At 71.9% G+C, this 533-nt stretch carries 1 protein-coding gene; it reads right to left on the bottom strand.

What is annotated here, in order from left to right:
* Positions 1–346: ANTAR domain-containing protein (locus K1Y73_RS21955; protein ID WP_225030541.1), on the bottom strand; the 346-nt coding region annotated here is incomplete at its 3' end.
* Positions 347–533: the final 187 nt, after the last annotated feature.

Genomic DNA, 533 nt, shown 5'->3' with positions numbered 1-533 from the left:
CGGCCATTTGCGCACGGGCGCGGCGCAAGGCCGCCAGCAGCGCCGGGCCCGGCATGCCTGGCGCGATGCCCGGCGCTCCGGCGGCCGGTGCGTCGCCCAGAATCTCGATCCGGGTGGTGCCGATCACCCGGAAAAGCGAGGTGATGCCTTCGAAATCCGGGTGGCGCAGCAGATCGCCGCCGACCAGGGCAATGTCGGGTTCCTCGCGTTCGGCCAGCATATAGACAGCGGAAAGATCTCCGGCCTTGCCACAAAGATCCACCTCGGCAAGCGCCGCAAGGTCACGGGCAAGCCGCGACTGTGCAAGTGGGCTGGAGGTGGCGATGATCACGCGCAGGGGGGGCATCTGCATCTCCGCAAGGCGGTGGCTGGGGGGCGCCTAGGGCGCGGCGGTCGTCTGGTTCGGGGATCAGTGGGCGCCGGGGCAAGGCGGCGGTCCTGGGCGCGGCTTCGGCACCGCGCCGCAGGATCAGAAGTCTTCCCATCCTGCCGCCGCGGCCGGGGCCAGGGCCGCAGAGGCGGGACGGGCCGCG

The sequence above is a fragment of the Xinfangfangia pollutisoli genome (genome assembly GCF_020179405.1).
Lineage (GTDB): Bacteria > Pseudomonadota > Alphaproteobacteria > Rhodobacterales > Rhodobacteraceae > Pseudogemmobacter > Pseudogemmobacter pollutisoli.
Note: the sequence above shows the minus strand (reverse complement) of the source record. Positions and strands in the feature narration are given on the sequence as shown.